Below are 12304 nucleotides of genomic sequence, written 5' to 3' on the forward strand. Positions count from 1 at the left end.
ATGCAGATTTTTATTCTGTAATATACTTATTCAGAATGATGTGGGCAATTAATCCTACTACCATCAAAACGGCGGCAATAGCAAGATTCATATTGCTTGTTGTATTAAGAAATGCAGGAATTATTAAAAGCAATACACCGATTACCACTATAAAAATTCCTAAGTATTTAAGAAAATTTTTCATCAGAAAATGTATTTATGTTTGCGAATTAATTTGCTTTACAAAAAAACAACAAATCGGTTAAAAATAAAACTTTTAATTCATTTTATTTGTGAACGTAACAGAAGGGCAGGATATTATTTATGACAGCATTTAATAAATTAAGGTTTTCACTTCAGGAATGGTATCAAAAGAATAAACGGGATTTACCATGGAGACAAACTTCTGATCCGTACAAAATATGGATCTCCGAAATTATTCTTCAGCAAACGCAGGTAAAGCAGGGAATGGATTATTACCTCAGGTTTGTAAATCAGTTTCCTGATGTTAACACACTTGCAAATGCAGATGAACAGGATGTTTTAAAACTCTGGCAAGGCCTGGGCTATTACAGCCGTGCAAGAAACCTTCACTTTGCGGCAAAACAGATTGCCCAAAAATTTAACGGCATATTCCCAACTGATTATAGATCTGTTTTATCGTTAAAAGGTGTCGGAGAATACACTGCTGCAGCTATTGGCAGCATCGCCTTCAATCTTCCTCATGCAGTACTTGATGGCAATGTTGCCCGGGTCATTTCAAGATTATTCGCCATTAGCGAGCCGGTTAATTCCACGAAAGGGAAAAAGGTTTTAAACGAGCTGGCTGGCGAACTGCTGGACCTTCATGAGCCGGGAGAACACAACCAGGCTATGATGGAATTTGGAGCGTTATACTGCATTCCCAAAAACCCGGACTGTAACCGCTGTACTTTAAACGATTGTTGCGAAGCATTTCATAAAAACCTTGTTGATAAACTACCTGTGAAAGAAAACCGTATTAAACAGCGTACCAGATATTTTCTTTACCTGGTATATGAATATCAGGAACAAACCTGGATCACCAAAAGAAATGGGAATGATATCTGGCAGGGTTTGTATGAATTTCCTTTAATTGAAACGGACAATCTGGAGGACGAAACAGTTCTGACTACAATCAGTAATTATGCCAAAAAAGAATCAGAAAATAATGAAATTACTTTCCTTTCTGAAATGTATAAGCACATCTTGTCGCATCAGGTTATTTTTGCACGTTTTGCAGTAATAAACGATAAATTTCCCAAATCGGATGAAGATGCGGTAAGGATAAAAAAAAGCGAGATAACGGGTTTTCCTGTATCCCGGCTTATTGAACGTTTCCTTGAAGACCGGAATCTCTAAACTTCCGAAAGAATCTCGTAGAGGTTTTCAAATTTGGTCTTGTAATCTTCTACGGAACGTCGGATCACCTCGTAAGCTTCTTCCTTTCCATACGTATGTGTAATTTCCGCCTGAATAGGTTTCCCCGGCAAATCTTTGTATGTAAGAAAATAGTGCTGAAGACGGTCGATTACTTCACTGGAACAATCACTGATATCGTTATATCTGCCATACACCGCGTCGTTATCCAATACCGCAACAATTTTATCATCGGCTTCATTACCGTCAATAAATCTGAAACCACCTATTGGACGGGCATCAACCAGAATGTCGCCATGCGAAATAACCTTTTCGGTTAAAATACAAACATCCAGAGGATCCCTGTCCCCATGAACACCCTCTCTTCCCGTTTTTTCACGGCAATATTCCCCCACTTTTTCACTACAGTATGTCTGTGGAATAAATCCATAAAGCGCAGGGATAATGTTAGAATACTTCTGAGGCCGGTCTATTTTCAGGTAACCCGTTTTTTTATCCAGTTCAAACTTTACTGTATCCGTTGGAACCATTTCTACAAAACAAGTTAGTTTTTGTGGTGCCTCCTTTCCGATTTCTACTCCATGCCATGGATGAGATTTATACCTTAAACCCATCAGGCGGCCAATCGGATTCATTACTTTATCCATATAAATTTTATTAAGGTTTTAATGTTCACCATATAAACACCCTTTTAAAAAAAGTGTTCAGACTATAACTGTCTATAAAATGATTATTCCAAACTAAAATTAATAAGGAAGGAGTTAAATGCTGTAAAGACAAAAAAAGATAATAAAAGTCTGATAGCCAGCGGCTCACTTTTTTGTATCCGGGACTACTGTGATGCTAAATCCGATTTAATTTTTGCGACCAGTTTTTCAAATTCCTCTGTTGTGAATCCTATGGTTTTATAGATTATATTTCCATCTTTATCTATCAAAAATGATCGTGGAATATACTTCGTAGCAAACTTTGAAAATACATTTCTGTCCGGATCCGGATAAAAAGGCATATCAAAATTTTTCATAGCTTTGAATTTATCCACTTCCTCCCAGGTATGTTCCCGACCAAATACCATAAGCTCAAAATCGGGATTATCTTTATATACATCCCATATCTGTTCTTCTACATGTGGCAATTCCTGTATACAAGGACCGCACCAGGTTGCAAAAAATACAATTAGCACATATTTGCCTCTGTAGTCCTTAATACTTGCATTTTTTGTTTTGCTGACCGCAAATGTAAAATCAGGGACCTTGTCTCCTACTTCTACCTCTTTATCCTGGCCATATGCAAATACAGGAATCAGGAATAATAACACGAATATCTTTTTAATCATATGCTTTGCTTTATGTTGCTAAAGATAGCCAATAAATTTTCAGAATATTTTACTTTTAGATGGTTTAACAGAGTTCAATGCTTATTTTAGCTCAAAATTAAGTCATGGGTGATAAAAAATACCGTTGTTTGGAGTGTGGCTGGGAAGGTGAAGATGTGGAGTACGATCAGGTAGATACATGTATGGGTGCTGATCAGACCGAAATGTGTCCTGAATGTGGCAGCGTAAATATGCTACCGGCTTTTACTCAACCGAAACCGTGAAGTAAAATTTACTCCCTTTGCCAACTTCTGACTCCATCCAGATCTGTCCTCCCATTAATTCAACCAATCCCTTACAAATTGACAACCCCAATCCGGTTCCAGGAAGTTTATTTTTTCCTGTATCTTCAGCCTGACCAAATCTTTCGAAAATAATCTCCTGGGACTCCTTGTTAATTCCGATTCCACTATCCGATACTGTTATTCCCATATGTGTTTCATTCAGATGATATTCAAGCTTCACGTAACCTGAATTAGTGAATTTAATACTGTTATTGATAAGATTAAACAAAACCTGCTTCAGTCTGATTGAATCCGTGTAAATAACAGGATCATAACCATTAGTAGAAATTTCAAACTGTACTTTATCTCTCTTTTCCCTGTAATGATGACTATTCCTAATGGTTTCCTCCACCTCTTTTAACAACGAATTAATCTTTACTTTCTCCTTGTTAATTTCAACCTGACCTGATTCTATTCTTGCCACGTCAATAATATCGGACAGGATATTCAAAAGGTACTCCCCGTTCTTGTGAATTAAAGTGCTGAAGTCCTTTATTTGATCCAACTCCAACTCATCGTTGGAGATAAGTTCAGCAAATCCGAGAATAGCATTTAAAGGAGTTCTTATTTCATGCGACATATTAGCCAGGAAAGCTGATTTCAGTAAATCACTTTCCTCTGCTCTTTTTCTGGCTTCAAGCAATTCGGCTTCATACTTTTTACGATGTGTTACATCGTGAGCAAATCCTTGAATAAACGTCTGGTTATTTTCGTTAATCAAAACATTCGAGCGGGTATAAAGCCACATGATTCTGCCATTTTTGGTCCTAACTTTATATTCACGCGATAATCCTTTCGAACCTTCATCGGCCACCCGCTGAATGATCTCAATTATCTCAGAATGGTGTTCAGGACAAACAACATCCAACAGATTCATTGTAAGAAGTTCTTCCCTTGAATAACCTAATACATCGGTTCCGGCTACGTTTATATCTAACAGCTTCCCTTTTGCATCATGCAAATAAACAATGTCGAAATTTCCGTTAAAAAGGGCATCATACCTCTGAAGCAAATACAAATATTCACTTTTAGGCACAACATCATCCTTAAACTTGTTATAATCTTCACTGAAGATTATCGGTGAAACCGGCATATTATTATTTTTGTGTCAAAATAGCAAAAATATATGAGTATTAGTAAACGCATATTTAATTATTTGTATTTATAACCATTTTATTTAAGATTATTAATCATCAGTCTCTGAATACATTGAGCCGGGATCAAACAAAAACGTATCATATGAAAAGTTTTACAACAAGGTCTTTAAACGTGGATTATCCTAAAAATGAACCATATAATGCATTGCAAATGCCGGTTTATAATGCGGTAGCTTTTGAATTTGATTCAGCGGAAGATATCGCCAATAATTTTCAGGGGAAATTACCGGCACATGCCTACAGCAGAACCGGAAATCCAACTGTTGAATACCTTGAATTGAAATTGAAAACACTTACAAACAGCCATCAGGTTATAGCAATGGCATCAGGAATGGCGGCAATATCAACAACAATACTCACATTATGTGCTGCCGGAGATAATATTATCTCAGGAGCAAATCTTTTTGGACATACCTATGCTTTTTTCAATCAAACGATTAAAGCCTTTAAGATCGAAAACAGAATAGTAGACTTCAAGAACAAAGCTGGTATCATGTCCCGGATTGACCAAAATACGCGGTTAATTTATCTTGAATCAGTCACTAACCCTCAACTTGAAATTCCCGATTTTAATATGATATCGGAACTTGCCAGGGAGAAAGGAATAATATTGGTGGTGGACAGTACGCTAACTCCTCCGAATATCTTTTCATCAATACAGCACGGTGTTGATATTGAAGTGATGTCAACAACCAAATATATTTCGGGTGGCGCAACGTCTGTTGGTGGTGCAGTTATGGATAACGGCACATTCGATTGGAATAAAAATCCGAATCTGAAAATTTATTCTGAGAAATTTGGTCCAAATGCATTTGCTGCAAAACTACGTAAAAACATATTCCGTAATATTGGTCCATGTATGTCTGCCCAAACCGCACATTACCAGATACAGGGTCTGGATATTCTTGAACTTCGTCTGGAACGCTGTTATGAAAATTGCATAAAACTGGGTGAATTTATGGAAGCAGAGAATTCAATTTCCCGCGTTGACTATCCCGGCCTTAAATCATCAGCATATTACAATCTGGCTCAAAAATATTTTACCGGAGTTCCCGGAACAATTATGACTTTTGATCTGGAATCGGAAGAAGCGTGTTTCCGGTTTATGAACAAGTTGAATATTATACGACGCGCAACAAATTTAAACGATAACAAATCGTTGATTATACATCCGTGGTCAACAATTTATTGTGAGTTTTCTGAAGAGAAACGTACAGGAATGGGTATCAGACCAACAATGATGCGCTTATCTGTTGGTATTGAAAGCAGTAAAGATTTAATTGAAGATATCCGTCAGGCACTAAGTTAGATCAGAAAGGATAACCGATTGCAAGATTCAGTACCATATCGTTAGTAAACGATGGTGAACTTACCCAACGGTTTCCGGCAGGGCGGGCCGGATCATATCCCCGGATTCCAAGATCTACGCGGAAAACGAAAAAACTGAAATCGAGCCGGGCTCCAATTCCATAAGCCATAGCCAGCTGATTATAAAAGCTATTGAACCGGAACACGCCACCGGGCTGATCTTCGTTGTAATCCCTGATAGTCCAGATATTTCCGACATCAGAAAATAAAGCTCCCTCAACCACCCAAATCAGCTTAAACCTGTATTCCAGATTGAACTGCAATTTCACATCTCCGGTTTTATTCATATAAATTGAATTGGCTTCTTTAAATATACCGGGTCCCAATTGCCGTACCTGCCAACCCCTTACTCCGTTGGCCCCTCCACCAAAATAGCGTTTTTCAAAAGGCAAAACATCACTGTTACCATAAGGCAGGCCTAAGCCAAATGCCGCGTGATAAACAATAGCATTCTTATCATCTATTCGACGGTTGTAGGTGCCTTCCAAATCAAATTTTACATATTGCGAATATTTGATGCCAAGAAAATTATAACCGTTTTCGGGTCTCGTCGTTCCGGCTATCTGATTATACAAATACATAAAATTACCGGAGCTTTCAAAGCCAATTCTGAAATATTTGGAATCGCGGTATTTTCTAATTTCCTGATCGTTAAATGCCACGTTATAACCGGCTCCAAGAATCACGTGATTCTCGTAACTGTATTTCAGAAATGTAGGATTTATGTACTGTTTAAACGTATCGGTCATAAAAGGGATACTGACATAATTCAGATCCGGAAAAATAAACTGATGGCTCCAGTTACTTTTATTTTTTAAATTATACTGGGTCCCGAGACTGGCAATATAGCGTTCATAATCCGGGCGCCGCTGAAAGTTAATTGAGGCCTTAAAGTTTGTGTTCGACTTTATATTATCCACAAAATAATTACTCAGGAATGGAAACAGAAAACGTGGATATAAAAGCGAAGTTTCAAACCCAAGCTCATCAGAGTTAAATGCCGTTTTATCCTTTAATCCGGTCTGGGTTTCACGTGCCACACTAAGCTTGGTATTGAACATCTCACCTCCTTTAAAAAGGTTCTTATGATTGTATCCAAGGTTTATTGCTGCCCCAATATTACCTGACTGATTTGTACCCTCAATGTCAAATGAGTAACCCTGAGATTTTGCGTATGTAATCTGGATAAAACAGTCCAGTGTTGGTTCAATAGTTTTATTTTCATTAAACCTGATATTGACATATCTTATGATAGGAATTGCTGCCAGCAAAGCATGTGTTCTTTCCACATTGCGATAATTAAATAACTCTCCTCGCCTTATCAGATTATTGACAGACAGAATAAGCGGTTTAATTTTTAATTTATCCTGATACAGGATTTTTAGGCCGTTATACTCTGTTGTATCGAATGCTTCATAATAGGTAGACGGTTCTTTTAATGCTTTTTGGGGATCAAAATCGGTTATAAAATAAATATCCCTGATGGTATATTGCAGATGTGTGGATTCCACCTTTTGGTTCAATGCATTAACTATTGTAGGATTACGCAAGATAAGTGTATCAACAATACTTAAAGGTTGTATGCTGCTGTCAGCCATATAATAGATGTAATCCCGGGAAAAATTGTAATACCCTTTTTGGCGTAATAAATTGGTAATTCGGTCACGCTCCTGGTTTAATATATCAACATCAAAATTGTCACCATCCTTTATCAGAGTATTTGCTGAATCTGCATCAACTAACGATTTTATATTTGGATCATCAATTCGCTCTTTATGATCCAGAATGGTAAATGGTTTATTTGGCGTTACATCGTAAATTACTTTTGCCTTGTGCTTTCTTTCAAGAAATATGGTGGTGTCCTCAACATCTGCATATAAATATCCTTTGTTATTGAGGTATTTTTGCAGCTCCTGTGCTGACCTTTCAACCAAAAATTCATCGTAAACAACAGGTTCCTCTCCTATTCTGCGGAACCATCTGTTCCACCACCTATCCATATTTGAACCGGACATATTATATAATCCAAGATGGAATTTAAAAAGACCTAAGATTTTAAGGTTTGGCTTTTGTTTGAGATAAGGTTTCAAGTCTGAAGGATTCATTTCGAGTTCCTCAAAATTGATTTTTACATCGCTCAACAGATATTCATTCTCAGGCACATATTTGGTTGGTTTACATGCACCTAAAAGCAAAATGAATAGTAGTATTAAGATGTATTGTGGTCTCAAGCCCGACAGTTTTTTGTAAAAATAATGAATTTATTAAAGCTTTTACCTCACATAACTGATCGTAATTGTTGTTTTAATGTATCCCTGATCTCAAAGAAATTCTGTTGTAATATAATCATGTTGTCCACCATGAACCTGAAAATCTCCTGCCAATCCGGAGAATTAAGATAATCAACCCCTGTTTTTTCCACATAACCTCTCCCCACTTCCTGTCCGTTTTCCCTGATAAACGCAAAATTCCAGATAACATTTTCAAGGTCCTGCTCTAAAATTACTTTAAAAGCTTCAACGTACTCATACACATCCAACCGACGAGCCTCATTTCTGTGGTTCACTTCAATTGCCACCCTGATCCATTCACGTCCCACATCAAACTTAAGATCTACATGGTTAATACCTGTATTATGCAGAATAAAAGGCACCTTCTGTCTTTTGAGTTTAGGATGTTTTCTGCAATATTCGTTGAAATTCTGCCAGAATTCAAGCTTAATTTCCTTTTCTTCTTCTTTACTGTACATCAGGTAATTATTCTGCCATACTATTCCATCCCTGCGCAATTAGGGGAATTTCCTGATCTCCTCTTGTTACTAAGTACGCTCCAAGCTCCGGCGTAGTAATATGACCAATCACCTTAACCCCTTCAATCATAACTACTTTGTCATAATAATCTATCGGCACGGTGAATAACAACTCGTAATCCTCTCCACCATTCAGGGCTGCAGTTACCAGGTTCATATTAAACTCTTCTGCAAGTTTTGCTGTCTGGTAATCAATCGGAATCCGGTCTTCGTACACTCTGCATCCGCATTCGGATTGCTTACAAATATGTAATAATTCTGACGAAAGCCCGTCTGAAATATCCATCATCGAAGTGACCGGAATTTCTTTCTCACGCAGATTTTTGATAATATCCAACCGAACTTCAGGCTTAAGTTGTTTCTCAAGCACATATTCAAATCCTTCAAAATCGGGCTGAACACCTTTAACATCTTCAAGCACCTTTTTTTCGCGTTCCAGGAGTTGTAAGCCCACATAGGCAGCACCTAAATCTCCTGTTACACAAATAATATCCGTATCTTTTGCTCCCGAACGATAGACAAGCTCATCTTTCTTTCCTTCTCCAATGCAGGTAATACTAATGGTTAAGCCGGTTAATGATGCCGAAGTATCACCACCGACCAAATCTACCTGATAAGTTTCGCAAGCCAGCCTGATCCCACTGTATAATTCCTCAACCATTTCAAGGGTGAACCGGGAAGAAATGCCGATTGACACTGTAATCTGTTTTGGTGTAGCATTCATGGCAACAACATCCGACAAATTAACAACCACGGCTTTATACCCAAGATGCTTTAAGGGCGTATAAACCAGATCAAAGTGAATGCCTTCCAGCAGGAGATCTGTAGTAACAACGACCTGCTTATTCTTATAATCCAAAACAGCAGCATCGTCGCCAATACCTTTCAACGTTGATTTGTGGATTGGAACGATATCTTTCGTCAGATAATCTATCAATCCAAATTCTCCTAAATCTTTGATGCTTTTTTTATCAGCCATAATCTATCCTATAAATATCACTTCCTGATGAAGTGTTATTCCAAAATTATCTTTTACTTTTTGTCTTACGTGATCAGAAAGTGCTACAATATCATCAGCTGTTGCTTTGCCAGTATTTATAATAACCAACGGTTGTTTATCGTGCACCTGGGCTCCACCAATTTTATATCCCTTCAAATTACACTGATCAATAAGCCATGCGGCAGGAATCTTAAACCCGTTTTCAACTTCATACGATGGAATATCCGGGTTTTGTTCTTTTAATACAGAAAAAATATCATCAGAAACCACGGGGTTTTTAAAAAAGCTTCCTGCATTTCCAGTCTTCTCAGGATCGGGCAACTTACTTTCCCTGATTTCAATGATGGATTGCCTGATATTCTGCAATGTCGGTTCACCGTATTTTTCTTTCAGGTAATTTGAAACATTGCCATAATTAAGAACAAAACCTGGCTTTTTTGAAAGCTTGAAGGTTACCCGTGTAACAATAAATTTATCTTTCAAAGCATTCTTAAAAATGCTGTCCCTATAACCAAATTCACATTCTTCATTTAAGAACTTACTGATTTTACCAGTATTAAAATTCACGGCTTCCACAACATCAATCACATCCTTCGCCTCCACACCGTAAGCTCCGATATTCTGAACCGGCGATGCCCCTACATGACCTGGAATCAGTGAAAGATTTTCTACACCGCCGTATTCATTCTCCACACACCACCCCACAAATTCATCCCAGTCTTCCCCGGCTCCTACACGTACATAAACGTTGTCGTGATCTTCATATACAATTTCCTTTCCTTCAATTCTGGAGTGAAGGATCAAACCGTCAAAGTTCTTAGTGAACAACACATTGCTGCCACCACCAAGAAAAAACACCGGATGTGACTTCAGATCGGTTTCCGACAAAAAGTCCACCAGATCATGCACCGCCTCATATTCAAAAAAATAGTTTGCGGTAACATCCAGGCCAAACGTATTGTATTGTTTTAACGAAAATTTCCGATGCAGCATACTAAGTTATATATACAGAAAAGTCTGCCCCTTATAGAGCAGACCTTTAAAATCCTTTTGTTTAATATTAATAGCCCTGATTCATTGTAATCAGGAATTCTTCGTTACTACTGGTTTTTACCAGTCTGTCTTTCAGGAATTCCATTGCTTCCAGGGAAGTCATATCGCTTAAGAACTTACGCAGTATCCACATTCTGTTGAGGAATTCAGAATCAAGCAACAAATCTTCGCGACGTGTACTTGAAGCAATGATATCCACAGAAGGGAAAATACGACGGTTTGAAAGTTTGCGGTCAAGCTGCAATTCCATGTTACCGGTTCCTTTAAACTCTTCAAAAATTACATCGTCCATTTTTGAACCGGTCTCGGTCAACGCTGTTGCCAAAATAGTAAGTGATCCGCCTTCTTCAATATTACGTGCAGCACCAAAGAACCGTTTTGGTTTGTGTAATGCATTTGCATCCACACCACCGGACAACACTTTACCTGATGCCGGAGCTACAGTATTGTAAGCACGTGCCAAACGTGTAATAGAGTCTAAAAGAATAACGACATCGTGACCACATTCAACCATACGCTTGGCTTTTTCCAATACAATATTGGCTACTTTTACATGGCGATCTGCAGGTTCATCAAATGTTGATGCAATAACTTCTGCATTTACACTGCGTGCCATATCTGTCACCTCTTCCGGACGTTCGTCAATCAACAGGATCAACAGATAAACTTCCGGATTATTTTCCGAGATAGCGTTGGCGATGTCTTTCAATAGTACTGTCTTACCGGTTTTCGGCTGAGCCACAATTAAACCGCGCTGCCCTTTACCGATTGGAGAAAACATATCCACAACTCTTGTCGAAATATTGGAATGTTTTCCACCACATAAGTTGAACTTCTCATTTGGGAACAACGGTGTAAGGTGATCAAACGGTACCCTGTCGCGTATCTCATCAGGTGAGCGACCATTGATGGTACTGATCTTAATCAACGGGAAATATTTTTCGCCCTCTTTGGGAGGACGAATAGTTCCGGTAACTGTATCACCGGTTTTTAACCCAAATAATTTAATCTGCGACTGCGATACATATATATCGTCCGGAGAATTCAAATAATTAAAGTCCGAAGAACGTAAGAATCCGTAACCATCCTGCATGATTTCAAGAACACCAGAACTTGAAATAATTCCATCAAACTCAAAGTTCTTGTCTAATCCATCAGGAAGATCCTGTTGCTTTTTCTCCTTAGTCGCAGCAGGTCTCGTTTGCTGAGAACCTACATTCCCATTATTATTGCTTTGCTGACGGGGCCTGTTATCCCCGTTTTGTTGCCAGGGTTGAGGCTTACTATTGCCATTACCATTACCCGGTCTCTCTTTATTTGCCTTTTTAAATGAAGAAGTTGTGATCTCTCTTTTTTTCTCAACCTTTGGAGGTGCCTTGTAATCATCGTTACTTTGAGATTCATAACGGGTGTTGATCACAGGTTTGGATGATTCCTTTTCTTCTTTGGTATTTTTGTCTTCTTCAGGTTTAACGGCATTTCGTTTAACAAACTTCCCTTCAGAAGTTGCAGAAGCAGCAGCTTCTCCAGATACTTTTATTCGTGTTCTTCTGGGTCTTTGCTTTTTATCTGCATCAGCTCCGGATCCTTCCGAAGCCTTTACAGCCTGAACATCAAGAATTTTATAAATCAAATCCTGTTTCCTGTATTTTTCAACACTTTTGATATCCAGGTCTTTCGCAATTGCCCTCAAATCTGGTAAAAGCTTATTGCTTAACTCAATAATGTCATACATAATTAAATGATTATATCACTAGTAAATGAAAGGATAAATAAATTTATATGATTATCTTAGAAAAACGTTGTGAGTTTGAATCAAAAACGTTGTAGTCCTGTGGGTGCAAATATAAATCAAATTAACAATTGTGCAAAACTTTTTTA

Annotated in this window: 12 protein-coding genes; 3 read left to right on the forward strand and 9 right to left on the reverse strand. The window is 38.0% G+C overall.

What is annotated here, in order from left to right:
• Window positions 1-10: 10 nt before the first annotated feature.
• Window positions 11-184, reverse strand: coding sequence for a hypothetical protein (locus ACE1ET_RS06975; protein WP_375727657.1), 174 nt, complete (start codon window positions 182-184; stop codon window positions 11-13).
• A 119-nt stretch (window positions 185-303) separates the two neighbouring features.
• On the opposite strand from ACE1ET_RS06975, the gene mutY reads away from it, so the two are divergent.
• Window positions 304-1359: an A/G-specific adenine glycosylase gene (gene mutY, locus ACE1ET_RS06980; RefSeq protein WP_375727658.1), complete on the forward strand. Its 1056-nt coding sequence runs from the start codon at window positions 304-306 to the stop codon at window positions 1357-1359.
• Here mutY and ACE1ET_RS06985 read toward each other — a convergent pair.
• Complete coding sequence (locus ACE1ET_RS06985; RefSeq protein WP_375727659.1) at window positions 1356-2024, reverse strand: inorganic pyrophosphatase; 669 nt, start codon at window positions 2022-2024, stop codon at window positions 1356-1358. The two genes, mutY and ACE1ET_RS06985, sit on opposite strands and share 4 nt — an antisense overlap.
• Window positions 2025-2209: 185 nt before the next feature.
• Window positions 2210-2713, reverse strand: a complete 504-nt coding sequence (locus tag ACE1ET_RS06990) for a TlpA family protein disulfide reductase (protein WP_375727660.1) — start codon at window positions 2711-2713, stop codon at window positions 2210-2212.
• 104 nt (window positions 2714-2817) lie between these two features.
• Here ACE1ET_RS06990 and ACE1ET_RS06995 point away from each other — a divergent pair, with 104 nt between their 5' ends.
• Window positions 2818-2976, forward strand: a complete 159-nt coding sequence (locus ACE1ET_RS06995; protein ID WP_375727661.1) for a hypothetical protein — start codon at window positions 2818-2820, stop codon at window positions 2974-2976.
• Here the strand turns inward: ACE1ET_RS06995 and ACE1ET_RS07000 are convergent.
• A complete protein-coding gene (locus ACE1ET_RS07000) occupies window positions 2957-4129 on the reverse strand; it encodes a PAS domain-containing sensor histidine kinase (protein ID WP_375727662.1) in 1173 nt (390 codons plus the stop codon). The two genes, ACE1ET_RS06995 and ACE1ET_RS07000, sit on opposite strands and share 20 nt — an antisense overlap.
• A gap of 146 nt (window positions 4130-4275) precedes the next feature.
• On the opposite strand from ACE1ET_RS07000, the gene ACE1ET_RS07005 reads away from it, so the two are divergent.
• A complete protein-coding gene (locus tag ACE1ET_RS07005) occupies window positions 4276-5502 on the forward strand; it encodes an aminotransferase class I/II-fold pyridoxal phosphate-dependent enzyme (protein ID WP_375727663.1) in 1227 nt (408 codons plus the stop codon).
• 1 nt (window position 5503) lies between these two features.
• Here ACE1ET_RS07005 and tamL read toward each other — a convergent pair whose 3' ends face one another.
• From tamL to rho, 5 genes are all read right to left on the reverse strand, one after another.
• Window positions 5504-7792 carry a translocation and assembly module lipoprotein TamL gene (tamL, locus tag ACE1ET_RS07010; protein WP_375727664.1) on the reverse strand — a complete coding sequence of 763 codons (2289 nt, stop codon included), beginning with the start codon at window positions 7790-7792 and terminating at the stop codon, window positions 5504-5506.
• 47 nt (window positions 7793-7839) lie between these two features.
• On the reverse strand, window positions 7840-8310 hold the full coding sequence (locus ACE1ET_RS07015) for a DUF4268 domain-containing protein (RefSeq protein WP_375727665.1): 471 nt from the start codon (window positions 8308-8310) through the stop codon (window positions 7840-7842).
• Window positions 8311-8317: 7 nt separating this feature from the next.
• Window positions 8318-9349, reverse strand: coding sequence for a thiamine-phosphate kinase (gene thiL, locus ACE1ET_RS07020; protein WP_375727666.1), 1032 nt, complete (start codon window positions 9347-9349; stop codon window positions 8318-8320).
• 3 nt (window positions 9350-9352) lie between these two features.
• Entirely contained in the window at window positions 9353-10363 is a 1011-nt protein-coding gene (gene murB, locus ACE1ET_RS07025; protein WP_375727667.1) for a UDP-N-acetylmuramate dehydrogenase, read from the reverse strand.
• A 67-nt stretch (window positions 10364-10430) separates the two neighbouring features.
• Window positions 10431-12158, reverse strand: a complete 1728-nt coding sequence (rho, locus tag ACE1ET_RS07030; protein WP_375727668.1) for a transcription termination factor Rho — start codon at window positions 12156-12158, stop codon at window positions 10431-10433.
• Window positions 12159-12304: the final 146 nt, after the last annotated feature.

The organism is Quyinboa mangrovi, from assembly GCF_042219825.1.
GTDB lineage: Bacteria > Bacteroidota > Bacteroidia > Bacteroidales > UBA5342 > JBHJHP01.

Excerpts from the sequence above, each read along its gene's own strand:
- ACE1ET_RS07000 (WP_375727662.1), bottom strand. The coding sequence starts at position 4,129 with ATGCCGGTTTCACCGATAATCTTCAGTGAAGATTATAACAAGTTTAAG.
- ACE1ET_RS06975 (WP_375727657.1), bottom strand. The coding sequence starts at position 184 with ATGAAAAATTTTCTTAAATACTTAGGAATTTTTATAGTGGTAATCGGT.
- thiL (WP_375727666.1), bottom strand. The coding sequence starts at position 9,349 with ATGGCTGATAAAAAAAGCATCAAAGATTTAGGAGAATTTGGATTGATA.
- ACE1ET_RS06985 (WP_375727659.1), bottom strand. The coding sequence starts at position 2,024 with ATGGATAAAGTAATGAATCCGATTGGCCGCCTGATGGGTTTAAGGTAT.
- ACE1ET_RS07015 (WP_375727665.1), bottom strand. The coding sequence starts at position 8,310 with ATGTACAGTAAAGAAGAAGAAAAGGAAATTAAGCTTGAATTCTGGCAG.
- ACE1ET_RS07005 (WP_375727663.1), top strand. The coding sequence starts at position 4,276 with ATGAAAAGTTTTACAACAAGGTCTTTAAACGTGGATTATCCTAAAAAT.
- mutY (WP_375727658.1), top strand. The coding sequence starts at position 304 with ATGACAGCATTTAATAAATTAAGGTTTTCACTTCAGGAATGGTATCAA.
- rho (WP_375727668.1), bottom strand. The coding sequence starts at position 12,158 with ATGTATGACATTATTGAGTTAAGCAATAAGCTTTTACCAGATTTGAGG.
- ACE1ET_RS06990 (WP_375727660.1), bottom strand. The coding sequence starts at position 2,713 with ATGATTAAAAAGATATTCGTGTTATTATTCCTGATTCCTGTATTTGCA.
- ACE1ET_RS06995 (WP_375727661.1), top strand. The coding sequence starts at position 2,818 with ATGGGTGATAAAAAATACCGTTGTTTGGAGTGTGGCTGGGAAGGTGAA.
- murB (WP_375727667.1), bottom strand. The coding sequence starts at position 10,363 with ATGCTGCATCGGAAATTTTCGTTAAAACAATACAATACGTTTGGCCTG.